This window comes from Asticcacaulis taihuensis (assembly GCF_900100255.1).
Taxonomy (GTDB): domain Bacteria; phylum Pseudomonadota; class Alphaproteobacteria; order Caulobacterales; family Caulobacteraceae; genus Asticcacaulis; species Asticcacaulis taihuensis.
In genome coordinates, this window is record NZ_FMTS01000005.1 from 236729 (window position 1) to 260719 (window position 23991).

Sequence of the window (23991 nt, forward strand, 5' to 3'; positions counted from 1 at the left end):
AGGTAAGGCAAATAACGGGAATGGGCCCATGCGCATCATGATCGTCGAGGACAACGAGGCCCTGGCGCAGACCACCGGCTGGCTGGTCGAGATGATCGGCTATGATTACCGGCTGGCGGCCAATGGCCCGGAGGCCATCGCCACCTATCCGGAGTACAGGCCGGATGTCTTCATGATCGATATCGGCTTGCCGGGCATGAATGGCTACGACCTGTGCCGTGAGCTGAAGTCACGCCCGGATATCGGCAAGGCCATCTTCATCGCCCAGACCGGATGGGGCGAAGCCGAGCATCGCCGAATGACGGCGGAAGCTGGTTTCGATCATCATCTGGTCAAGCCGCTCTATCTCGAAACGCTGGAAGCCGTGCTCGGCGAAATCGCCAAAGCCAAGTAAATCTCCATCCTTGGCCGATTAGTACGCAGTCTACGCTTGCAGGTACAAGTGTACCTGCGGCGCTTGCCGGCTACTACTCGACTCAAGGCTGAAAATTTACCACGCAGTGCGGAAGAAAGTAAAAAGTTAGCCGATCCTGATCTGAAAATGGAAACAGGCGCCGCCGAGCGGATCGGGACGATGTGCCTGTGGCGAGGCCAGCACAAGCGCGCTGCCGTGGCCGGCGATAATCTGCTTCGCCAGGCTGAGGCCGACGCCGGTACCGGTCGCCTTGGTGGAATAAAAGGGCATGAAGACCTGGTCGGCATTTTCCGCCGGAATGCCCTTGCCGGAGTCCTCGATCTCGAACAGCACGGCCTCGCCATCGCGTTTCAGCCGCAGGCGGACGCGCGGATCTGGCTTTTCCAGCGCCGCCTGAGCCCCATTATTGAGCAGGTTGGAAACCCCCAGCCACATCTGGTCCTCGTCCATCATCAGCGACAGGTCACTATCGGCGATATCGGTCTCGAAGCGGACGCCCTTGTCGCCCCATTGCGCGGCAAAACTCTCACACAGCACTTCGAGCCAAAGGTTCAGGCCGCAAGACCGGATGACCGGCGGCGGCAGGCGCGTCAGGGCGCGGTAGGCGTTGATGAAATCGGTCAGGCCCTCCGTGCGCGCCACCACCCGCTCCAGCGCCTTCACAGCCGCGGCGCGAGACTCCGGCGTGTCGTCGCCCAGCAGATCGAGTGCGCTCTTGCTCATCGAGGCCACCGGCGTCAGGGCGTTCATCAGTTCGTGGTTCAGCACCTTCAGCAGGTCGCGCAGGGCATTGGCCTCGGCGGCGCGGACATCGGCCGAGATATCGGTCAGAACGGCGAGATGCGACAGATGATCCGCCTCTTCCATTTCGGCGATATGAACCGCGAAGGTCTGGCCTTTCCATTTGATCTGTGACGCCATGCCGGCGAGGCCCAGTGGGGCGGCTCCGGACGTATCGCCCAGAAGCGCCCGACGCGCCGCCACCGGCAGGGCGTAGGAGACATCGAACAGATTGCGCGCCGCCCGGTTGACGGCGATCAACTGGCCGTTATCCGGTTGCAGCAGGAGCGGGGAAGGCGTCTGGTCGAGCAATACCTGCAGACGCCGGCGGCTGAGTTCAGCGGTGAAGATGGCACCCGGCTGGGTGCGTTTCAGCAGATCGCGGCCGAGGACAAGCGCGCTGTGACTGAGGCCGAGCCAGGCGAGGGTTATGGCTCCCAGTCCGCAGACCAGCGCGCTGGCATAAAGGCCGCGCGTCAGGGCCAGCCACCCGAAGGCGCCCAGAACGAAGACGCCTGCCTGTGCTGTCAGGGGCCAGACAACCGGCGGTATGGCGCGTTTAAAGACCATGCTTTTCCATCCGCCGGTAAAGCGCCGCCCGCGTCACGCCCAGATCCTTCGCCGCCTGCGAGATATTGAACTGATGGCGGTTGAGGGCTTCGCGGATCAGTTCCTTCTCGGAGCGTTCCAGGTTCAGGTCCTGCGGGGGCGGCGGCGCGGCGACAACGCGCGGTGCTTCCAGCGCGGCCCGGATCGAGGCAATGAAGCGGTCATTGTTCCACGGTTTGACGACGAAATCCTGCGCCCCCATGCGCATGGCCTGGATGGCGATGGTCATGCCGGAATGGCCGGTTACGACGACTACGGGCAGGGCGGGGGTCAGCGCCATCTGTTCGGCGAGGAATTTCAGGCCCGCCTCGCCGGAGGTATCGCCGCGCCTGTAGTTGAGGTCGAGCAGCAGGATATCGACCGGCGTCACCGCCAGTTTTTCACGCGCCTCTTCGGGGGTCTGCGCCTTGACCAGGGTGAAGCCGTGGCGCAACAAAACCAGCTCCGCCGCATCGAGAACATCGGCGTCGTCATCGAGAAACAGGGCGGTCAGAGGCGGCTTGATCATGTTCGGAATCGGACACTTTGCGGCGGGCAATTTCGGGAGTATGGGGTGAAAAATGCTGAAAAGTCAAATAAAAATAGTGGTTTATGCCTATTGAAAAACCTGTGTTAGCTTCTTACCATGCCCGATACACCTGTTAAATCCGCCCGCGCCGACCGCATCATCGCCAAAACGTGGTGGCGGCGCCGCCCGTTCCAGATCGGCCTGGCCGCCGGTATGGTGGTAGTGGTTACCCTAGGCGCTTTCGCCCTGTTGCCACCGTCCAATACCGTCACGGTCGCCGCCGACAGCCTCGATACGGGCGAGGTCACCCGCGCCGCCTTTCAGGACTATGTCGCCCTGCGCGCCGCCGTCGAGCCGCTGGATATCACCTACATCACCGCCGAGACCAGTGGCCGGGTGATCAGCGTCGCGGCATCGGACGGCATCATGGTCACGCCTGGCCAGCCGCTGGCCATGCTGGGCAATCCGGACCTGACGCTTCAGGTCTCGTCACGCGAGGCCGATATCTCCGCCCGCCTCAGCGATACCAATAACCAGTTGATGAACCTGCAGACCCAGCAGCAGGCGAATGAGCAGGCCGTGGCCGATGTCGCCTATGCCCTGCACAGGGCCGAGGAAGAGTTGTCCAAGCGCCAGATGCTGCGCGAGCATGGCGTCTATAACGATGCCGCTGTCCAGACCTATGTCGATGAAGTCGCCTACCAGAAGCAGCGCCTCGCGGGCCTGAAAAGCCAGCAGGCGCAGCAATCGCAATTCTATATCAGCCAGCGCCAGCAGATTCTCGCCAGCGCCAGTGACCTGCGTCAGAGCCGCGATGAGGTCCGCCGCGGACTGAACGCGCTCAATCTCACGGCGCCGGTGGCCGGCCGCCTGACCGATTTCAATCTGAAGCCCGGCCAGGCCGTGAAGATTGGCGATCCGCTGGGTGAGGTCGATTCCGAAGGCACTTACAAACTGAAGGCAGAGGTCGATGAATTCTATCTCAGCCGCCTGTCGGTGGGGCTGAAGGCCACGACCAGTGTGCATGGCCAGGAGACCCCCGTGCATATCAGCAAGGTCTTTCCGCAGGTCAATAATGGCCGGATCACCGTCGAACTCGAATTCGACCGGATGCCCGCCGACCTCAAGCGCGGCGAAACCGTCGATGTCCGCCTGTCGCTCGGCGCCACCGAAATGGCGCTTCTGGCGCCCTCCGGCTCCTGGCTGAATGACACCGGCGGCGCGTCGATTTTCGTCCTGAACAGCAGCGGTGACAAGGCCAGCCGCCGTGCCGTCACTGTTGGCCGCCGCAATCCGGAATATGTCGAAATTCTTTCCGGCCTCAAACCCGGTGACCGCGTCGTCACCGGCGGCACCCAGAATCTCATCAAGGCCCAACACCTTCGTCTTACCAAGAGCGCCAAATGACCAACCTGATCGAACTCCAGAATATCACCCGCCTCTATCGCTCGGACGAGGTCGAGACCACGGCGCTGCATAATATCTCGCTGCATATCAAACGTGGCGAATTCGTCGCCATCATGGGGCCTTCGGGCTGCGGGAAATCGACCCTGCTGAATATCCTCGGCACCATCGACCGCCCGACCGCCGGCGCGTATCTCTTTGATGGTGCCGACCTGGCGAAGATGAGCGAGAAAAACCTGGCGAAGCACCGCGCCCGCCACCTGGGCTTCATCTTCCAGAGCTTCAACTTGGTCGATGACCTGACCATCTACGAAAATATCGAACTGGGCCTGCTCTATCGTGGCGGCATCAAGGGCGGCCGCCGTCAGGCGATCGAAGGCGCCATGGACAAGGTCGGCATCGCCCACCGTGCCCGCCACTTTCCGCACCAGCTTTCCGGCGGCCAGCAGCAGCGCGCCGCCATTGCCCGCGCCATTGTGGGCCAGCCTGACCTGATCCTAGCCGATGAGCCGACGGGCAATCTCGATACCGAAAACGGCGCGCAGGTGATGGAGATTTTGAAGAGTCTGAACAAGGCAGGCGCCACCATCATCATGGTCACTCACTCGCAAAGCCATGCTGATCAGGCCAGCCGCCAGGTCGATATCCTCGACGGCCAACTGGTCGCCTCTGTGGCCCAAGTTCTTTAGGAAGGTGTTGTAATGCTGCGCTCCGCCTTCACCGCCTTTTTCCGATCGTTTATCCGCCATCCGCTCTATGCCCTGCTCAACCTGCTGGGCCTGAGCTTCGGCATCGCCGTCTTCATCACGCTCAGCCTGTTTTACCGCTTTGAAACCAGTTACGAAAACTGGAGTCCGGAACGGCCGCATATCTACGAAATGGGTACGCGCTATCATTTCCCCGGCATGACCGAGGATGTTTTCATGAGCGCCATGGGCGGCCTAACCGAAGAAATCAAAACGGCCTATCCGCAGATCGAGAGCACCCGCGACTGGAGCAATCCGGTGATCGTCCACAAGGGCGCCGAAGTCTATAACGAGCAGATCGAACTGGTTGACGGAAACTTCCTGACTTTTTTCGGCGTGCCCATGCTCTATGGCGACGCGGCGACGGCGCTGGCCGATCCGTCGAAAGTGGTGCTGAGTGTCAGTATGGCGCGTAAATATTTCGGCACGGTCAACGCCGTCGGGCGCATCATGACCCTGAATGACGAGGAGGGGCTGAAGACCTACACGGTCAGCGCCATCATCGCCGACCTGCCGAAAAATACCGACACCAAGCTGGACATGCTGCGCCTGCTGACGCCGCAACGCACGGCGATGGAGCCCTATACCTGGCATAATTGGGGCTCAGGCCAACTGGAAGCCTATTTCAGGTTTAAAACTCCGGCGGACGCCAGTGCCTTTGCACGACAATTGCCGGCCTTCACCGACCGTCAGATTGGCCAGAAATTCGGCACCGATGTCACGCCGCACAAGATCCTCGAACTGGTTCTGGTGCCATGGGCCGACAAACATCTGATCGATCCAAAGCTGAAAGCGGCCATTATCTCGCTGGGTGTGGTCGGTATCGTCGCCCTGGTTCTGGCCCTGATCAACTATGTCAACCTGGCGACGGCGCGGGCGGGCCTGCGGGCACGCGAGGTGGCCGTGCGCAAGACACTGGGCGCGCCGCCCGCCACCCTGCGGCTACAATTCCTTGTCGAAGCTCTGTTGACCATGCTTCTGGCTTTTTTGGTGGCGCTGTCGCTCGTCGAACTGAGCCTGCCGCTCATCAACAGCGCCGGCGGCCTGTTCCTCAAGCTCGATTACCAGACAGATATCACTTGGCTTTTGAGCGTGCTGGGTATTGTGCTGGCGGCAGGCCTGTTGGCAGCCCTTTATCCGGCCTTTGCCCTGGCGGCGTTCAAACCGGCGCAGGTCCTGGCGTCCAGCCGCACGCCGGGGGGCGGCCGCATGGCGGGATTTTTGCGCGTCGGCCTGGCCATGGTGCAGTTCGCCGCCGTGGCCGTGGCCTTTGTCCTGATCATGGGCTTCATGCTGCAAATTCAGCATATCCAGAATGCAGACATCGGCTTCCAGCGTGACAACCTGATGATCGTTCAGTCGATACGCGACAATGCCGTCAGCCAGGCGCAGCGCGAAAGCTTTATCGCCGCTGCCCGCACCTTGCCCGGCGTCAGCCACGCTGCCATAGCCAATGCGATTCCCGGTGACCAAAGCACAAGCAACAGCTCGAATATCGTCCGCCCCGGTCAGGTCGATAGCCCGACCCTGTCGCCAACGGTGAACTGGTCGATTGTCGGTGAGGATTACTTCCAACTGCTTGGCGCAAAGGTTCTGGTTGGTCGCGTTTTCGACGCGCAGCGTGGCGAGGACCAGAAGTGGGCCGACGACGGCGCGGGAGACAAAAGCCGTGTCTACAGCGTCGTCATCAGCCGCCGTGCCGCGAAAGACATGGGCTTCGCTTCGCCGCAGGCTGCGCTGAACCAGCCCGCCAGGTTCAATGACCATCAGGTGCGCATCATCGGTGTCGTTGAGGACATGCGCTTCTACAATCCGAACCAGCCTATCCCGCCGAAGCTTTACCTGTTCGATGTTCACGCCTCTTATGCGGTCGTCGGCATGGTGCGCTATCAGGGCCTGTCCGAGCCGAAGATGCGCGAGCAACTCCGCAAGCTGTGGCGTCAGATCGCGCCGGACGTGCCGTTCGACGTCACGAGTGCGGCCGACAATCTCGACACCTATTACAAGCCCGAACGCGACCGCACGCACCTGTTCACCATCGGTGCCGGGATCGCCGCCCTCATCGGCTGTATCGGCCTCTACGGCATGGCGGCCTTCAATACCGGACGGCGCGTGCGCGAAATCGGCGTACGCAAGGTACTGGGGGCCTCGGCCGGACAGGTGGTCGGCTTGCTGCTGGTGCAGTTCCTGCTGCCGGTGGCCCTGGCCAGCCTGATCGCCTGGCCGCTGGGCTGGCTGGCCCTGCAACGCTGGCTGATGCAGTTCGATGACGCCATCGCCATGCCGCTGTGGATCTTCCCGGTGGCATCAGTGGTGGCGCTGCTGATCGCCCTGGTGACGGTGGCGGGCGTGGCCTTCGGTGCCGCCCGCACCGAACCAGGAAAGGCGCTGCGTCACGAGTGATCAGTCGATCAGCGGCGCGACCCAATTCTGGAATGCCGCAACGGCCGTCTCATGCTTCGGCGAGAGACGGCCGGTGTCGTAGACGCCGGCGTCAAGGTTTTGCTGCACCTTCTCGGCGATCCATTTGTCTTCGGCCGTCACCTGATCGGACATGGCGATAGTGGCATCCGGCACCGGTTCGCCGTCGGGCGTCAGGTAGAGATAATCGAGTTGGGTCTGCTTATGCCCCACTGGCGACATACGCTCGATCATCAGGCCGCGATTATAGACATTGATGCCGATATTGGGCCACACCCAGCCCCACAGGCCGTCATAGACCGCGCCTGATTTCGGTGGGGCGTCGTGCAGCACCGCGTGGCCTTCCACCGTCACCTTGTACTGTTCCGAGATGATCTCCGCATCTAACGAAGGGTGCATGGCCGGCACATGATAGCCTTCGAGATAGTTCTCCACATAGGTCTTCCAGTTGCAATCGAGCAGGTGGGTGCGGCGCAAGCCCACCTTCAGGTTCGACCAGTCGGTATCCTTCAGCCGCGCATCGAGCGGCGCCATTTGGGCCTGAAAATCGGGCAGGTTTTCACCGATGCCGGCAAACACCAAACCGCGCCAGACTTGCAGCTTGATCGGATAGAGACCGTATTCGCGCGGGTCGAAATCGGAGGCCGCGCCGAAGTCACGAGCGGCGCGCAGGCGGCCGTCCAGCGTATAGCGCCAGCCATGATACTGGCAGGTAAGATAGCCGTCACAGGTGCCTGACTCTTCGCGCGTCAGCGGTCCGGCGCGGTGGCGGCAGACATTGTGAAAGGCGCGTAAAGTCCCGTCATCGCCACGCACGATGACCACGGGATAGCCGGCAAGGATATCCGCCCGCCAGTCACACGGCTTGGCCAGGGCGCTTTCATGTGTCAGGAACTGCCAGTGATCGGCAAAGACCCGCTGGCGCTCGATCGGCCAGAATGCCGGATCGACATACCATTTTGCCGGGGCCGTAACAGGCGAGCTGGTTTTCGCGGGGCTGTCGGCGGTGTCCATCATTTTTGTCCTTTTGTGCGCAATATGTGCGCGCCATAAATCAGGGCGCCGACAGTGATCATCACCGTGGAGGCCCCCAGCAGTTTCAGGAAAGCCATCAGCGGGTGCGGTTCTTCCGGACTCGGCACCAGGCTGCCCGCAATAGCGCTCAGCACCATGACGGTGCCCAGAAGCGCCAGAAAGAGTGCCCAAGGCTTGCCGCCCGGCGTGCGAAAATCCAGCCTGCCGTCATTGCGTTTCTGCACAATCCAGTAGGCGGCGAACATCCACAGATAGGGGATCATGAAGGTGATGACGCCCATGGCGACGACGAAATCATAGGCGCCGGCCACGGTCGAGCCCAGGGCGCTCAGGGCCAGTACGGCGATGGTCAGCAATGCCTGTATCCAGATGGCGACGACCGGCGCGCCAGTCCTCGGATCGAGGCGGCCCACCGCCGGGGGCAGCATCCGGTCGACGCCGACGGCGAAGGGCAGGCGCGCCGCCGCGCCGAACCAGGCGCTCAAGCCGCCCAGCAGGGATAAGCCGATGATCAGCAGAAAGGCGGGTTGCGCCGCCGCCAGATGCAGTTTGTCCAGCGCTGCGCCAATCGCCTCGGGCAGGCCGCCCAGCCGCGAGGCCAGGCTCTGCGGCACGATCATCAGCATGGCACCGGTGCCGATGGCATAGCCCAGGGTCTGCAATATGGCCAGCAGGCCCAGCGCCCGCACGACCGTTTTGACGCCGCCCTTCACCTCATTGCGCATCAGGGCCACGCCCTCGACGCCGGCATAGGCGAACAACATGCTCGACCACAGGATGGCGCCATTGGCATTGAGCGGCGGCAGGTAGCTGGCAGCGGCGAAGTCGGTGGCGGAACCATCGCGGCCGCTCAGGTAAAATCCGGTGGCGATGATAAAGACAAGCAGCGAAATCGACATGGCGGCGCCGATCACTGGCAGCCATTTGCCGACACCGAAGCCTCGCGCGTGCATCAGCGCCACGAGGATGACCAGCAGGGACGTGGCGGCGAAAGCGCCCGACGGCTGCGCGAATATCAAGCCCAGCGGAGCGCCCCAGCCAGTGGCGACCAGGGACCGTCCGAACAGATTGACGATGAAGAACAGCAGGCTGGCGAAATAGGGCAGGTTGCACGCCCAGTATAACCAGCCGCACAGGAAGCCGGCGAAGGGGCCTTGCGTCTCGCGCGTCCAGGCATAGATGGCGCCCTCTTCGGGAAAGCGCGCGGAAAGCTCCAAAGTGGCCGTCAGCAGCGGAATGAGAAACAGGATGGCGGCGGCGATCCAGATCGGCAGGGCCACCGGTCCGGTCGCTGCGCCCGTGGCCAGCCAGCGGATGCTGAAATTCATCGCGGCGGCATAGAGGGTAATGCCGAGGAGACCCGTTTTTTTCGCCGTTGTCATGATGCCGTCCCCGCGCCTTAAGGATGATTGCGCCGGTAACGGATAATCGTCAAGCCACCGTCAGATGATCGCCCAATCTGACCAAGCCGCTTTTCAGCACCCGCGCCGTTATGCCGCCGTGGCCGCGCACGGCATTGTAACCGCCAGTGCCGAAGGTTTCCTCCATGCGCGAACAGGGATGGCATTCACCGGTCATTTCCAGCAGGGCTTCGCCCAGCCGGAAGCGCTTGTCCTTCAGGGCCAGCAGGTTAAGGCCGCGAATGACGATATTGCGGCGGAGTTGTTCGGGCGTCACCTTTTGATCGAGGTAGCTGGCTATGGCGGCGATATCTTCGCTCTGGATCAGCGTGACGTGGCGCGTGCCGCGTTTCGGGTTGCTGTAATGATCGCCGATCACGCCGGCCTGCGTATCCAGAACCACGCTGTCGACCACGCTGACCGGCCCGCGCCTGATGGGACGCACGCCCATCCAATCGACCACGCCCGGCCGCATCCGTGCGTTCAGCAGTTCGGCCAGCGGTGATTTCGGATTGAGCATGACATCAGACTATCCCGCCTCCGGTATAGTATCAATGATTGGGCGTTAGTTTTTCCGCCTCGCCCATATCGGCGTGGACGCGCGTCAGGGCCATTGAGGCCGCCGCGATCCGGTTCAGGCTTTCGCTGATCTGCGGCAGGGCGCTGTGTGTTTCGATGACCTGCGCCGATTCCAGGATATCGTTCAGCGGGCCGGTGATCTTCTGGCGTGACAGGCGCAGGATTCGGTCCTTGAGTTCATTGACCTTTTTCAGGGCCTCCAGTTGTCCGCGCACCTGTCCTTCGGCGCGGGCATTGCGCAGCACATAGGCCAGTTGGTGCGACAGCAACCGCCAGTTCAGCGGCTTGACGACGAAGGACGTAGCGCCCAGAGCAAAGGCGCGATCGACCGCCACCATGTCCTCGCGGCCGGTCACCACCACGATCGGCAGGTGCTTCAATTGCTCGTCCCAACGGATGCGTTCGATCAGTTCGAAACCATCCAGGCGCGGCATGTCGAGATCGACCAGGGCAATATCGATGCCGCCCTGGTTCAGCCGTTCGAGCGCCACCAGGCCATCTTCCGCCACCTCGACCTCGACTGTTGGCGTTGCCAGGTGAACCATGGCGAATTCACGCAGGATGGGATCATCGTCGGCCACCAGAACGCGGGCAGATTCAAATTCAACAAAATGGGTCATGAGGATAATTTGGGTGCGGATTTCATCGGGCCTACGCCTTCGGGTACGGGCACCCCCGAACCGGTATAGTTGCTGTTGATGGTCAGGACCGGATTTTGCCGCAAGGTCAGGGTCTTGGCGACGATGACGCTCCAGGCGGAATCCTGCGCCACATTGCCCGGCGTATCGACAACCAGATGGGCGTTGGGAATATAGATGGTGCCGAGCAACTGGCTGACATTGCCTGAGGCGATGCTGAACGTGCCAAGATTGTCACGCGAGGTGGCGATCAGGAAGCCGGCATTGGGGCCGCTCTTGCGCGCCGTCAGGCGAACCGTGGCGTTTTTCGAGAAGTTGAACACATTGCCAACGCCGAAGACCAGCGACACATCGTCTCCGCGCAGTGTCGAATTGTCGGTCATGATCAGCGGCGCCAGGAAATAGTGATCGCCGGGCTGCAAAAAGAGCGTTCCATTGCCGATGACAGTGATCGGCAGGCAGTGCAGGCCGGGCGGCAGGCTCATCGTGCCGGAGCCGAGCTGTATGGGGAGCAGGGGGCCTTTGAGCAGGTTGCACGGCGTCTTGCTGCCCAGGTCCATGGCGGCAAACGGATCATCTATGGGCAGGGCGCCGGAATGGCCGGTGGGCTCCACCGGGCCGGACACGGAGCCCACCGCCTGGGCGGCCTCGGCCTGGATCAGTGCGCTGCTGGCCACCCTGATATCGGCATTGGCATGAACGGCGCAGCCGGTGGCGCGAATGCGTGCGGAGCCCTGCACCTGGATGCCGCCGGCTTTTGCCGTTTGCAGGATGCACAGAGGCACGCGCTGCACGTTTTCAGCCGTGGCGGTGGCGGCCAGGGCTTGATCGCCGAAGTTCATGAAACCGATCAGCGGTTTGTGTTCGGCGGTTCCGGTGACCGTCACCGAACCGGCGCGCTTATCTACCGTTGCGGTGAAGGTGGGCGTTGTCGTCTTGCCGCCGGTGCCACTTGTTTCGATTGATTGTTGAGCAACGGTTATGGCTGTCTGTGTGACCTGGGCGGAACCGACCGTGGCGACCGCAAGCTGCCCCGCGCCGGCCAGGGCCCCGGCATCGGCGGCGGCCTGAAGGCCTGAACGCGCGCTGGTCATGTCGGTGATTTCGAGAACGCCGGTCACGGCCAGTATGACAGGCACGGCGGAAAGCGCCGCGATCACGCTGACATTGCCGCCGATTTGCCGGCAGGCCCAGGTCAGATAGGTTTGAAGTCTCAGCCGGCCCATGGATTTGTCCTTAGTCTAAACCATGGCAGTGAGATTTTAAGATTTGCTTATTAGACTTGGTTTACGACGCAATGTAGACAAGACTATCGCAAAGGTTGTGCGCGCTTAAGCTCATTTCGTTTTATGTATAGAGGGTGAATAAACGCGCAATGCCGGCAGATATCCAAAACAGTCGCAGTAAATCCTCTATTTCCACACGCTTAAACTGGCTGGTTATTGGATCGGTTCTGTTTTCAACCCTGCCAGTTGCCGGTCTGTTTGTCGCCCGCGAATCCACGCGCCAGGCCGAATCCCGCTGGTCGGTGATGAAGACTGCGGCCGATGTCCTGGCTTCCAGCGCGGAAGATGCGGTCGCTGTCAGTGACCGCAGCCGCGCCTATACCGCCCTGCGCGCCGTCACACGCACGCCCGGCATCACCTATGCCCGCGTCGAGGCGCATGATGGCTCGGCCCTGGCTGAAATGGGGGCCGGCGCCCGCCTGAAAAGCGATGTCACGCTCGATGCCGAGAACCGCCATCCCGATATCATGGCCCTGGTCTCGACCCGCACCATCGAGGTTCATGCCCCGGTGATGAGTAGCGGCCACCAGATCGGTCAGGTGGTCGTGGTCCACAAATCGGAGGATTTTGCCCGCACCCTTTTGCAGGCGCTGGCGGGCATTTTCGGACTGGCGGCCATAGCCCTGGGGCTGGCGCTTTTCGTGGCGCGCCGCCTGCAAAGGGCGATGATCCGGCCCCTGACCGATCTGACCGGCGCCATCGAGGCGATCACCCAACAGGGCGATTTTAGCCGCCGGGTCGAGACCAAAAGCCGGGATGAGCTGGGCGTTCTGGTCACCGGCTTCAACACCATGATAGACGCCATACGGGTGCGCGACAAAAAACTGGAAGCCCATCTGATCGGGTTGGAGCAGGAGGTCGAGGACCGCACGGCCGACTATCTGAAGGCGCGCGACGAGGCCCTTTCCGCCAATGCCGCCAAGTCGGATTTCCTCGCCACCATGAGTCACGAAATCCGCACGCCGATGAACGGGGTCATGGTCATGGCCGAACTTCTGGCCGCCGAAAGCCTGCCGGCACGTGCCAAACGCCATGCCCGTACCATCGCCAAATCTGGCCGGTCGCTTCTGGCTGTGATCAACGATATCCTCGATTTTTCCAAGATCGAGGCCGGCAAGCTGGAGGTCGAGATCTGTGAGGTCGATATCCTTGATTGCGTCGATGACACCCTGGCCCTGTTCCAGGCGAAGGCGCGCGAAAAAGGCATCGAACTGGTGGCCCATGCGCATCCCGAAGCACCGCGCCTGGCGCCGGCCGACCCGGTCCGGCTGGGGCAGGTGGTGTCGAATCTTGTTTCAAATGCCCTGAAATTTACCGAAAAAGGCCATGTGCTGGTGTCGATCGAACCGGATAAGAAACCCGGCTTCTGGCGCCTGGTGGTCAGGGATACCGGTATCGGTATTGCGCGTGACAAGCTGGGCGCCATCTTCTCCGCCTTCACTCAGGAAGACCAGACGACGACGCGGCGTTTCGGCGGTACTGGCCTGGGCCTGAGCATTTCCAAGCGTCTGGTCGAGGCCATGGGCGGCGCCATCGCCGTTACCAGCGAACAGGGAAAAGGCACGCAATTCCATGTGCGGATGCCGGCGCTGGACTATGCGCCACCTTGCGCCCCGCCGGTGATCCATGACCTAGTGCGGCCGGTCGTCAATCTCCACATTCACGGCGATGTCGAAAACGAAGTCCTGGCCGAGCGGCTGAAAGAGGCGAATATCCGCTTCGGTCCGGACAGGCCGCGTCTGGTCCTGGCGGATGCCGCAAGCCGCGATCACCTGGATGTCAAACCGGAAGCCCTGGTTCTGCTGGCCTATCCTGATGATGCCGATGCCGAACAGTGGGTGCGCGATGGCCGCGCCGCCGCCGTGCTTTCGCGGCCCCTGCGCCACCGCGATATCGACACGCTGATCGAACGCCTGCGCGATGGTGGCGATTTCGTGCTTTATGATACCGATGCCGATCCCGAAGGCGTCGATGCCGCCTACCCGCAGGCGCGGGTGCTGGTGGTCGATGATGGCGAGGTCAACCGTGAGGTCGCCATCGAGGCGCTGGCGCGGTTCGGTATTGCCGCCGCCGTGGCGGTCGATGGCGCCGATGCTCTGGAAAAGATGCAGGTGCAGGATTTCGACCTGGTGCTGATGGATGGCTCCATGCCGGTGATGGATGGCTTCGAGGCTACCCGGCAATGGAGAACTCTGGAAGCGGAGGGGCAGCGCCTGCCGATTGTCGCCCTGACGGCCCATGTGGTTGGCCATGCCGCCCAGGCGTGGAAGGAGGCCGGCATGGACGATGTGCTGCACAAGCCCTTCACGCTGCGCGACATGGCCGCCATACTGCGCACACACCTGCGGGAAGACCTGCGCACCGCCGCCCTGCCGCGCGTGGCCGAAATCGAGGTGCCGGCGCCGGTCCTGCCGGAAGTTGATGGCGATCTGTTCGACAAGGCGGTAATCACCGGACTGGTCGAAGGGCTGCACAATGGCCGGGGTGATTTCGTCCGCCGCGTCGTCGGGCTTTATCGCAGCCATGCGCCGGAAGCGGCCACTACCCTGCTGGCCGCCCACGCCGAGGGCGACGATGACCGCCTGGCGCGCGCGGCCCACGCGCTGAAATCGATGAGCCTCAATATCGGCGCCAAAACCGTTGCCGGCGTGGCGGCGGGTATCGAACGCGCCATTCGGGTCGAGCACCGGGCCATCGCCTCCGACGAGATCGCCATGGCGGCGACCTGGGTGGAACGCACGCTCGCCGGACTGGAGCAGATGATCGGCGACGAGCCGACAGCACCGGAAAACCCAAAAACCGCAGCCAAGCCCAAAAAGAAAAAGGCCACGCCGGCGGTGGCCGTGACGGTTGATCCGGAGGTTGCTCTGGTCCGCGAGATCGAGGCCGATATCGAGGCGGGCGCATTCGAGATGGAATATCAGCCGATCTATGACCGCACCGGCGAGGCGATCGTCAGCGCTGAGGCCCTGATGCGCTGGCGCCGCGGTGATCGTGCGCCCATCGGTCCGGCGGTGTTTATTCCCGTGGCCGAGCGTTCGGGCCTGATCACGCGGCTCGGCACTTTCGCCCGTCGCCGCGTGCTGGAAACCACGGCCGACTGGAATATTCCGGTGGCGATCAATGTATCGCCGATCGAACTGGACAAGCCGGGCTTCGTGGCCGGCGTCCGTGCCCTGCTCGATGAGACCGGTTTCGATCCGAAGCGCCTGGTGCTGGAAGTGACCGAAACCGCCTTCCTCGGTGACCCCGATCGCGTGCGGCAATTGTTCAATGACCTGCGCAGCCTCGGCATCAAGCTGGCGCTCGATGATTTCGGCGTCGGCTATTCCTCTCTGACGGCCCTGCATCGTTTCCCGTTCGACAAGATCAAGATCGATAGGGAATTCGTCATGGCACTGGATGGCGAACCGCGCGCGGCGCTGGAGGCCCTGGCGATTATCCAGGCGGTCACCGGCATTGGTCGCGCTTTCGGTATGCGGGTCACGGCCGAAGGGATCGAGACCATCAGCCAGCACAGCCACCTGAAGGCGGCGGGTGTCCACACCATGCAGGGCTACCTGTTCGGCAAGGCCATGCCGGCGGAGGCGTTCGGACGGCTGATCAGTACGTCGCCCATACTGAAACGCGCCTGACGTTTTTAGCTGGATTTCTTATTTTATTCCCGCAAAAGAGTACCGGCGCATTTGCGGGAGGTGGATAGTGGCGGTTCGATATCTGGGGGTGAGCCTGCTGGCAATGGTGGCGATGTCGGCCCATGCTGAGCCGCCGACGGAAGTCATTGTCCAGGGGCAGCGTTTCGCCCCCTATAGCGGGGATGCCGTTTTCAGCCGTGTGGATCTGACCGGTACTCAACTGACCGGCGGCGCCTCGCTTGACCAGGTTTTGAAACAAACGGCACAGGCGTCCCTGTTCCGTCGCTCGTCCAGCCTGACCGCCAATCCGACCGTGCAGGGTATGTCATTGCGTGCCATCGCCCCGTCCGGCGCCGGGCGGGCACTGGTGACGATGGATGGTATTCCGCAGAACGACCCCTTCGGCGGCTGGGTGATCTGGGCCGGCATTCCATCGGACGGACTCGCCAGCGCCCATGTGGTACGCGGCGCTGGCGGCGGGGCCTATGGCGCGGGCGCACTGACCGGCGTGGTCGATCTGTCGCTTGTACCGCCGCAGGCTTTACGTCCCTATATCCAGGCCAGTATCGATAATCATGACGGTGGTGGCCTTCAGGCCGGTTTTGCCATGGGCAATCATATCGGCGTCCATCTCACCGACCGGACCCTTGAGGGTGATATACCCGTGCGCGGCAGCCAGCGCGGTGCCGCCGATGTGGCGACACACGGCCGGGACCGCAGCCTGCTGATCAATGGCCAGTGGGCGGTGGCTGAGGGCGAACTGTCCCTGCTGGCCGGAGGCTATGACAGTATGCGCGAGACCGGCCTGAAAGGGGCTGTGGCGCGATCGAAAGGCGATCAGATCAGCCTGGCCTGGACGCGCCAGCCGACCGCTGAGGCGCTCGGTTATCGTTTGCAAATCTGGCACAAGGACTCAGACCTCTCCAACCGCTCGATGTCAGTCCTGCCCGGCCGCAGCGGCACGTCCCTGGCCAATGATCAGGTCAAGACGCCGGCGACAGGCGATGGTTTTAATGCGGCGATCCGCCACCAGACCCTCCATTCCGAATGGGAAATCGGCATCGATGCCCGTACCGGCGAGGGGGAGTCGCGCGAATATTACCGCTATATGGCCGGTGCGGCGACACGGTATCGCGTCTCCGGCGGCGAGAATGCCCTGGCCGGACTCTATGTGCAGGGCACACACGCCATTGACCGCTGGACCCTGACCGGTGCGGTGCGCATCGATGAATGGAAGACCTCGGGCGCGCATCGCTTCGAACGTGACCTGACCACCGGTTTGCCCGTACTCGATCTGGACCTGCCATCCAAACAGCAGACCGTCGGGTCTGGCCGGCTGGGGGTGGCATATCAGGTCTCGCCACAAAATGCCCTGCGCGCGGCCATCTACAGCGGCTTCCGGCCGCCGAGCCTGAATGAACTCTACCGGCCATTCCGCGTCGGCAATGATGTCACCGAAGCCAATGCCGACCTGAAGCCGGAGACCCTGACCGGTGGTGAAATCGGCTGGCGGCGCAGTGGCCAGCGCCTGCATCTCGACGCCGATATCTTCTCCAATATCGTCAGCGATCCGGTCACCAATGTCACGCTCGGTATCGGGCCGGGCACCTTTCCGGTGGCCGGCTTTATTCCCGCAGGCGGCGCCTATCGTCAGCGCCGGAATGTCGGTGAAATCCGTGCCTATGGGCTGGAAGCGCAGGCTCAGTATCAGATCAGCGATACCCTGGCGCTCAATGCCGCCCTGACCGCCACCCATGCGCGCGTCGGCAAGGCAGACGCAGCGGTCAATGGCAAGCGGCCCGCCCAAGCACCGGCTTACAGCGCCTCGATCGGCGCCGAAGGGCAGATGGCGAAATTCGGCTGGCGTGCCGACTGGCTGTTCGAGGGACAGAGCTTCGAGGACGATCTCAATGCCCTGCCGCTGAAGCCCTACAGCAATTTAAACCTGGCGCTGGACTATTCGTTTACGCCGCGGGTCAGCCTGGGCCTGCGTGTCGATAATGCCTTCGACGCGGCGATCCAGATCCAGCGCAGCAATGACGGCACGGTCAGTTTCGACACCAGCCGCATGGTCACGCTAACCCTGAGTTATCGGCGTTAAAGCGTGGCGATATAGGCACGGCTTTCCTTGAGCGACTCGATCACCGGCTTGAGATAGGGCGGCTCCTGTTCGATGAAGTAATTCTTCACGCCCAGTTCCTGCGCGGCGGCGAAGACCGGCTTCCAGTCGATCATGCCCTTGCCGATTTCGGTCGAACGGAATCCGGCCGGGATGGTCGCGTCCTTGATCATGTCCTTGACGTGCAGCAGGTCGAGACGATCGGCATATTTCTTCATCATCGCCACCGGATCGGCGCCGGCCACCGCCACCCAGCCGAGGTCGAGCTCGGCGCGCAACTGGTCGGCCGGAGCGGCGGCCATCAGGATATCGTAGCCGGTCTGCCCGTTGCCGAGATCGGTGAATTCCATCGGGTGATTGTGCCAGGCCAGTTTCAGGCCCGCCTTGTTTATGGCCGGCGCGATGGCCGCCAGGTGTTCGGCATTCATTTTCCAGGCATCCAGAGTCATGGCCTTGATCATGCCGGTTATCCAGTCGCTGCCAGCAGGCAGGGGGGCGGGCGTCTTCGGCGAGGAACAGACCAGCCATTCGGCGCCGAGCGCCAGGGCCTCGGCTATTTCCTTGTCGAGATTGTCGATCAGCTTGGGCATGTTGGAGTGGGCGCTGCGGACTTTCAGCCCCGCCGACTCGATCAGGGCTTTGTATTCGGCGGCGGTCTTGCCTTGCGTGCCGGCCGTCTCGACGACGTCATAACCGGCGTTTTTCACCGCGTTCAGGGTGCCGGCAATGTCCTTCGCCAGTTCGGCATTGACTGTATAGAGCTGGACGCCGACCGGCCAGGTTGCCAGCACGCTTTTAGCTTTGGTTTCAGGTGCAGGAGCAGGCGGCGCTTTGCAGCCGGCAAGCGCCGTCAGGCTGAATATGCCTGCACCGAGGAGCATGTGGCGGCGCGAGGGGACGGGTTGTGTCATGGTATCTTCCTGCCTGTAAAAGCACGGTCTGCGCCGCGATCCGTCGCAGATAAGCACGAATTGTAATCGAATACAATCGCCGCTCTTACGAATGCGTCCTTGTGGATTGCTGCGAGAACATATATAGAACTTTTGGTCATGTCCCGCGAATTCACCACTCTTCCGCCGCTCTATTACCGCGATCATTTCCGCGAAATGATCGGCTTCCTCACCTCGGTCTACGGCGCGATGCTGGGCACGGAAGAGCGGGCTTTCATCACGCGTTTCGATGCGCTCGATGAATGGGCGCAGTGCCTTTATATCCGCATGAGCAACCGCAAGAAGGCCGTTTTTTCGCCGCGCGACCTGGCCTATCAGGAGATCGGCGACCTGTGGGGCGGGCTTGACCAGTTGCGCGCGCACGGTTTTATCCGCGAGATCGACGTGCGTGATTATCGCGCCTGTCTGGACGATCGTCCGAAGCCGGACCTGATCGACCTGGCGCGCGGTCATCAGCTTGAGGTGAAAAGCGGCTGGAGCAAGCCGAAACTGGTCGGCTTCCTGTATGAACACCTGCCTTACGAGCGCTTTTCATCCGGTTTCCTGCACTCGGATCATTTCGTGCCCGAACATAAGGAGACGCTGGGCTTCCTGCTCTATCTCTATTTCGGCAAACTCAGCGACAACATGACCAGCTTCGCCCTGCGTGACCTGGGCGTCGTGTCGGTGAAAGCGCGCGACAGCTACCAGGCGCGCTTCGAGACTCTGGAAGAGGCACGGGCCGGTTATTTCTACACGCGGCAGCTCCGCGCCCTGAAAGACGGGGCGGATTTTCGCGCGCTGGCCGAAACGCTTGATGACTGGCCGATGCCGCTGGCGGAACCCGCGATCGGCCTGCGTGATACCCTGCTGCACCAGATCGGCCTGGCGTTTGAAAAACAGAGAGATGCTGCTTCGGCGCTTGCCGTTTATGCGCGGTCCGGCGCCTTTGAGAGCCATGAGCGCAGTGTGCGCCTGCTGTATAATATCGGCGCGGCCGAAGAGGCGAAGGTCCGGCTGGAAGCCATGCTGGAAAGCCCGGCGCATGACGAGGAATATATCTTCGCCAGCGATTTTTATGCCCGCAAGTTCGGCCAGCAGCGCATTGGAGTCTACACGCAATTGCTGCGTTCGGCGGAGACGATCGAGGTCGATGAGCTTTATCGTGGCGACGCCGAATTTGCCGCCATGCAGGTCTATGCCCGGCAGGGCTGGACCGCGCATCACACCGAAAACGGCCTGTGGCCGGTATTGTTCGGACTTGTCTTCTGGGAGGAGCTGTTTGGCAGCGGTGCCGGCTTTGCCTCCGAATTTGACCAACGCCCGCAAAGCCTGAAGGACAAGATTTTCCATACGCGCTTTGCCGATGAGATCGCGGAAAAGCTGGCGCGTGTGCAGTCCGGCACGGCGCTGAAAATGCTGCGCGAAACGATCCGGCAAAGACAGGGCGAACATAACGGTCTGTTTGACTGGTTCGATGGCCTGGAGGCGTTGGTCACCTCGTTTCTGACCGCCGCACCATCCGAAGCCGTGGCGGTATTGCTGCAAAAAATGGCGGAAGATTTCCATGCCCTGCGCGATGGTTTCCCCGATTTGGTGCTTATCCGTGACGGGCAGGTGCGCTTCGTCGAGATCAAGGGCGAAGGCGACCAAATCCGTCGTCACCAGTTGGCGCGGCTGAATTTGCTGCGCAATATCGGCTTTGAAGCCGATATCTGCCGCGTGACCTACCGCACCGATCCGGACCAGGTCTATGTCGTGGTCGACGTCGAAACCACGGGCGGGCGGCCGCCCAATGACCGGGTCACCGAAATCGGCGCGGTCAAGGTCCGTAAGGGCGAAATCATCGGCGAGTGGTCGTCTCTGATCAATCCGGAAAAGCGCATCCCGCATTTCATCACCCAACTGACAGGCATCAGCAACGATATGGTGCGCGATGCGCCGAAATTCGCTGATATCGCTGATGACTTCGCCGATTTCATAGAAGGCGCCATTTTTGTGGCGCATAATGCGACATTCGATCATGGGTTCATCGCCAGCGAGTTTCGCCGGATCGAGCGGCGCTTCCGTCACCCGAAGCTGTGTACTTGCGCGGCCATGCGCAAACACTATCCTGGCCAGGCTTCCTATGGCCTGGCGAACCTGTGCCGCACCTTCGATATCGAGTTGGTCAATCACCACCGGGCGCTAGCGGATGCCCGCGCGGCAGCGGCCCTGCTGAACCTGGTGAACGAAAAGCGCCTGGAAATGTATCTGCCAAACGCCAAAAATCGCAAAAATATCACAGTAGACTAAAAATACTGATCCACTCTGGCGTCGAATCCTTATAAACAGGCACTATAGTGCCGGCTTTGGAGGGAAGATGTCGGAAGAATTGCCGCAGGTGCTGATCGTGATCGATGTCCAGGAAGGCTTCATCACGCCGCATTCGCAGCATGTGGTAACCCCGCTGGAAAACCTTCAGTACGAGTTCGATCATGTCATTTTCACCAGGTTCTATAATCCGGAGCCCTCGCCGTTCCGGAAGATACTCGGCTATGACAGGATGCCTCCGAAAAGCCCGGAAACCGAACTGGCGCTTCTGCCGCGCGATGACGCCGTGGTCATCAGCCGGCCTCTCTACAGCTGCGTCACCGAAACCCTGTTGGTGCGTTTGAAAACCTGGGGCGTGCGTGAGGTCTTTATTGCCGGTATCGCCACCGAAGCCTGTATTCTCAAAAGCGTGCTTGATCTGTTTGAACTGAATATTCGGCCGTGGGTGCTGGAAGACCTGTGCGCGAGCGACAAGGGCGCGGAGTTTCACGATCCGGCAATCAAGCTCATGGGCAAGCTGATCGGACCGCAGCACATCATAAAGAGCACCGGCCCGGAAGCCTCGGCTGGCCGCGTCTAGTCCTCACAATCCGCGATGTGGTGCGGGAAAAGCCTGTTCTTTCCCATCCACAGGCCACCCAGGATAGCCAGCACACCCACGCCGGCCAGTCCGGCCAGGGCCAGGCTCGTTTTCGGCAGGTTGCGGTAGTTTTCCAATAGACGCTCAGCCTTCATGCTTAGCGTGTCCCTGGCGGGAATGGCGGCGTAGGTGTTGGGGGCGTCGATATAGTCCATGGCGGCACCTCATTTTTGTAGTGCTAATCTAACCGCGAAAATCATCAGAAAACACAGCTTAACCGTTTCCATCATGTAAGGATTTGGTGAACCGTATACGCCCGTTCTTGCGCGTATTTGTGCCGCAGCGGGAAGGTTTACGTCTCATCGCTTACGGCTTTTTTACGAAAGTGCCTGCCTTTCTGCTTTTTTTCCTTACGGATGATTTGAGATACTGAAAATGTCAAAGAGTCAAACTCAATGACAATAAAAAAGCCAGAGAGACGAAGCGTTTGACACATGTCAACCCATTCACCTCTCTGGTTTTTTATTGTCTGAACCGTAAGAAAACGGCCCCATGTTCGGGGCCGTTTCTGTTGGTAAGCATCAGTAGCTGCTGGGCGGGTCGCTGGCCGGAAAGCTGTCATCGATCATGGAATCGATCTGACCTTCATCAAGATTATCGCGCAATTTCTTATCACGGCGCAATTGCGTGCGATGGGGCGTCGTGCGGAAAAAGCCCGTCAGGAAGGCCGTTACGAAGGTCGTGACGGTATCGATCATTCCGGCCTTGTGGCTGGCGTCCAGACCGAGCGCACTCTTTGTCGCCTTGAGGGTGTCGGCTTCGCTGATCGCATCCTCGCCGGTTCTGACCGGCGAGATGATTTTTTCGTCCGTACCTTCGGGGGGGAAGGGGTCGTTTTGGTCCGACCCGCGCGCCACGTCGGACGGGTGTGTGCCGCTGCCGGAACTGCACGTCCGGGCGTCCGCGTTCTGATCGGTCCTGATGTCAAAATCGGCCATGGAGTCCTCCTGTGAAGGTTCAAGTTTAGGCGCTGACGGATAAAGTCACGCTGGCGATCATCCCTTGTCAAAATAAGGCTGTAATAAGCATCTTGAGATCGGTCGCGCGGCGTGACATAGAGGCCGCACCGGATGCCGGATAGCCAAGGAACCGACATGATCACCGAAATCGCCACCCTGACCATCGATCCTGCTAGGGCCGCTGACTTTGAAGCCGCCGTGGCGGCTGCCGCGCCGCACTTTAAAAGCGCCGAAGGCTGTCACGGCATGTCGCTGGAAAAGGTGATCGAGACGCCGGGCCTGTATAATCTGCGCGTTCTGTGGGAAACGGTCGATCATCACATGGTCACTTTCCGCAGCAGCGATAATTTTCAGCAATGGCGTGCCCTGGCCGGTCCCTTCTTTACCGACGCCCCTAAAGTGGTGCATGGTGAAACCGTTGGCCAGTATTTCTGACGACCAAGAGATTTTTTGATATGACCGAACCAACCAAGCCCGCCCGCGAGACGCGCAAGTCGCTGCTGACTCCGCTCGAATTCGCCCGTATTGCCGATCTGGCATGGCGCACTGATCCGCGCGGTTCGCTGGCGCGTCAGATTTCCGAAGCGACCGGCGTGTCGGAAAGCTCGATCGAGCGCTGGTTGAAGGATGAGCGTCATCCGGCGCCGGCGGAGCGCATTGCCGAAGCCCTGCGTCTGGCCGACAAGCGGATGCATGAAAACAGCGATTTTCTCTATAATGTCGCCATGACCCTGGCGAAAAATCCGAACTAATCCCGGGGCAGGATCACCCGCAAGATCGTGGTGATCACCACGCCGAGGCTTACACCCGCGATCACGGTCAGGGCCACGTTCAGCAGATCATTGGTATCGGGCTGGGTTTCGGGAACGCCTTCTGAACCGCCGAGCGGGCGCCGGGCCTTCAGCGGGGCATTGCGCGCTTCGGCGGCCTGCCATACAGCATCCGCGCGCGGCGTCCAGTCCCAGATGCCGGGGTGCTCGCTTTCCGGTTCCAGCGCGTTCGGATGTAAGGGCGGCTGGAAGGGGGCGGGTTTTGTCAAAGGGGTTTGCCGGGCGGGAACGGTGAGTTCTGTCATGACGGGCTCCTTATGCGGATCGTCAGCATAAACCACCGGGCATAAAAATGGACATCACGCTTCCGGCACGGCCCATCAACAGCGCGTAAGCAAAAAAGCGCGTGACGGAGGCCACGCGCTTTCATACCAAATTTAGGAAAGCGCCGCCGTTACGATGATCTCGACGCGGTATTCCGGCGCGGCCAGTTTGACTTCGCCGGTGGCGCGGGCCGGCGGATTGGCCGGGTCGACCCAGGCGTCCCAGACGGCGTTCATGGCGGCGAAATCGGCCATGTCGGCCAGCCAGATGGTGGCGGTGAGCAGGCGCGATTTGTCGGTGCCGGCCTCGGCCAGCAGGGCATCGATCTGCGCCAGCACGACAGTGGTCTGTTCGGTGAGCGAGGTGCCCGGTTCGCCGACCTGGCCGGCCAGATAGACGATACCGTTATGGATGACGGCCTGGCTCATGCGCTTGCCGGGGTCGAGTCTTTTGATAGTCATATGAAGCTCCTTCTTGACTG

Annotated in this window: 22 protein-coding genes; 10 read left to right on the plus strand and 12 right to left on the minus strand. The window is 61.4% G+C overall.

What is annotated here, in order from left to right:
* Positions 1 to 28: 28 nt before the first annotated feature.
* Positions 29 to 394 carry a response regulator gene (locus BLO49_RS13470; RefSeq protein WP_245679033.1) on the plus strand — a complete coding sequence of 122 codons (366 nt, stop codon included), beginning with the start codon at positions 29 to 31 and terminating at the stop codon, positions 392 to 394.
* 126 nt (positions 395 to 520) lie between these two features.
* Here BLO49_RS13470 and BLO49_RS13475 read toward each other — a convergent pair whose 3' ends face one another.
* Positions 521 to 1765: a sensor histidine kinase gene (locus BLO49_RS13475; protein WP_090649606.1), complete on the minus strand. Its 1245-nt coding sequence runs from the start codon at positions 1763 to 1765 to the stop codon at positions 521 to 523.
* Entirely contained in the window at positions 1755 to 2312 is a 558-nt protein-coding gene (locus tag BLO49_RS13480) for a response regulator transcription factor (protein ID WP_090649607.1), read from the minus strand. Before BLO49_RS13480 ends, BLO49_RS13475 begins: the two co-directional genes overlap by 11 nt.
* Positions 2313 to 2429: 117 nt before the next feature.
* Here BLO49_RS13480 and BLO49_RS13485 point away from each other — a divergent pair, with 117 nt between their 5' ends.
* The 3 genes from BLO49_RS13485 to BLO49_RS13495 are packed head-to-tail and all read left to right on the plus strand — an operon-like array spanning position 2430 to position 6865.
* Complete coding sequence (locus BLO49_RS13485; protein ID WP_090649609.1) at positions 2430 to 3719, plus strand: efflux RND transporter periplasmic adaptor subunit; 1290 nt, start codon at positions 2430 to 2432, stop codon at positions 3717 to 3719.
* Positions 3716 to 4405, plus strand: coding sequence for an ABC transporter ATP-binding protein (locus BLO49_RS13490; protein ID WP_090649610.1), 690 nt, complete (start codon positions 3716 to 3718; stop codon positions 4403 to 4405). The genes BLO49_RS13485 and BLO49_RS13490 overlap by 4 nt, the downstream gene beginning before the upstream one ends.
* A gap of 12 nt (positions 4406 to 4417) precedes the next feature.
* Positions 4418 to 6865, plus strand: a complete 2448-nt coding sequence (locus BLO49_RS13495; RefSeq protein ID WP_090649612.1) for an ABC transporter permease — start codon at positions 4418 to 4420, stop codon at positions 6863 to 6865.
* On the opposite strand, the gene BLO49_RS13500 is transcribed toward BLO49_RS13495, so the two are convergent.
* From BLO49_RS13500 to BLO49_RS13520, 5 genes are read right to left on the minus strand one after another with little or no spacing between them, the layout of a single operon-like run.
* Positions 6866 to 7900: an aromatic ring-hydroxylating oxygenase subunit alpha gene (locus tag BLO49_RS13500; protein ID WP_245679034.1), complete on the minus strand. Its 1035-nt coding sequence runs from the start codon at positions 7898 to 7900 to the stop codon at positions 6866 to 6868.
* On the minus strand, positions 7897 to 9300 hold the full coding sequence (locus BLO49_RS13505; protein WP_090649615.1) for an APC family permease: 1404 nt from the start codon (positions 9298 to 9300) through the stop codon (positions 7897 to 7899). The genes BLO49_RS13500 and BLO49_RS13505 overlap by 4 nt, the downstream gene beginning before the upstream one ends.
* Positions 9301 to 9349: 49 nt before the next feature.
* Complete coding sequence (locus tag BLO49_RS13510; protein WP_090649617.1) at positions 9350 to 9838, minus strand: MOSC domain-containing protein; 489 nt, start codon at positions 9836 to 9838, stop codon at positions 9350 to 9352.
* A gap of 31 nt (positions 9839 to 9869) precedes the next feature.
* On the minus strand, positions 9870 to 10517 hold the full coding sequence (locus BLO49_RS13515; protein ID WP_090649618.1) for a response regulator: 648 nt from the start codon (positions 10515 to 10517) through the stop codon (positions 9870 to 9872).
* A complete protein-coding gene (locus tag BLO49_RS13520; protein ID WP_090649620.1) occupies positions 10514 to 11761 on the minus strand; it encodes a pilus assembly protein TadG-related protein in 1248 nt (415 codons plus the stop codon). Before BLO49_RS13520 ends, BLO49_RS13515 begins: the two co-directional genes overlap by 4 nt.
* A 149-nt stretch (positions 11762 to 11910) precedes the next feature.
* On the opposite strand from BLO49_RS13520, the gene BLO49_RS13525 reads away from it, so the two are divergent.
* A complete protein-coding gene (locus BLO49_RS13525; RefSeq protein WP_245679035.1) occupies positions 11911 to 15456 on the plus strand; it encodes an EAL domain-containing protein in 3546 nt (1181 codons plus the stop codon).
* A 67-nt stretch (positions 15457 to 15523) separates the two neighbouring features.
* A complete protein-coding gene (locus BLO49_RS13530; protein WP_245679036.1) occupies positions 15524 to 17557 on the plus strand; it encodes a TonB-dependent receptor in 2034 nt (677 codons plus the stop codon).
* Here BLO49_RS13530 and BLO49_RS13535 read toward each other — a convergent pair.
* A complete protein-coding gene (locus tag BLO49_RS13535) occupies positions 17554 to 18486 on the minus strand; it encodes a sugar phosphate isomerase/epimerase family protein (protein ID WP_245679037.1) in 933 nt (310 codons plus the stop codon). The two genes, BLO49_RS13530 and BLO49_RS13535, sit on opposite strands and share 4 nt — an antisense overlap.
* A gap of 138 nt (positions 18487 to 18624) precedes the next feature.
* Here BLO49_RS13535 and BLO49_RS13540 point away from each other — a divergent pair, with 138 nt between their 5' ends.
* Together BLO49_RS13540 and BLO49_RS13545 are read left to right on the plus strand one after the other, a co-directional pair.
* Positions 18625 to 20799, plus strand: coding sequence for an exonuclease domain-containing protein (locus tag BLO49_RS13540; RefSeq protein WP_090649623.1), 2175 nt, complete (start codon positions 18625 to 18627; stop codon positions 20797 to 20799).
* A 67-nt stretch (positions 20800 to 20866) separates the two neighbouring features.
* Entirely contained in the window at positions 20867 to 21397 is a 531-nt protein-coding gene (locus BLO49_RS13545) for a cysteine hydrolase family protein (protein WP_090649625.1), read from the plus strand.
* Here BLO49_RS13545 and BLO49_RS13550 read toward each other — a convergent pair.
* Positions 21394 to 21612, minus strand: coding sequence for a hypothetical protein (locus tag BLO49_RS13550; RefSeq protein WP_090649626.1), 219 nt, complete (start codon positions 21610 to 21612; stop codon positions 21394 to 21396). The genes BLO49_RS13545 and BLO49_RS13550 overlap by 4 nt on opposite strands.
* A 366-nt stretch (positions 21613 to 21978) precedes the next feature.
* Entirely contained in the window at positions 21979 to 22395 is a 417-nt protein-coding gene (locus tag BLO49_RS13555; RefSeq protein ID WP_090649628.1) for a hypothetical protein, read from the minus strand.
* A gap of 156 nt (positions 22396 to 22551) precedes the next feature.
* Between BLO49_RS13555 and BLO49_RS13560 the strand changes: the two genes are divergently transcribed.
* Positions 22552 to 22851: an antibiotic biosynthesis monooxygenase family protein gene (locus BLO49_RS13560; protein WP_090649751.1), complete on the plus strand. Its 300-nt coding sequence runs from the start codon at positions 22552 to 22554 to the stop codon at positions 22849 to 22851.
* Positions 22852 to 22871: 20 nt separating this feature from the next.
* Positions 22872 to 23168 carry a hypothetical protein gene (locus tag BLO49_RS13565; RefSeq protein WP_090649630.1) on the plus strand — a complete coding sequence of 99 codons (297 nt, stop codon included), beginning with the start codon at positions 22872 to 22874 and terminating at the stop codon, positions 23166 to 23168.
* Here the strand turns inward: BLO49_RS13565 and BLO49_RS13570 are convergent.
* Both BLO49_RS13570 and BLO49_RS13575 read right to left on the minus strand, forming a co-directional pair.
* Positions 23165 to 23491 (minus strand): hypothetical protein, encoded by a 327-nt coding sequence (locus BLO49_RS13570; protein ID WP_090649631.1) that lies wholly within the window; start codon positions 23489 to 23491, stop codon positions 23165 to 23167. The genes BLO49_RS13565 and BLO49_RS13570 overlap by 4 nt on opposite strands.
* A gap of 132 nt (positions 23492 to 23623) precedes the next feature.
* Entirely contained in the window at positions 23624 to 23971 is a 348-nt protein-coding gene (locus tag BLO49_RS13575) for a RidA family protein (protein WP_090649633.1), read from the minus strand.
* Positions 23972 to 23991 lie beyond the last annotated feature (20 nt).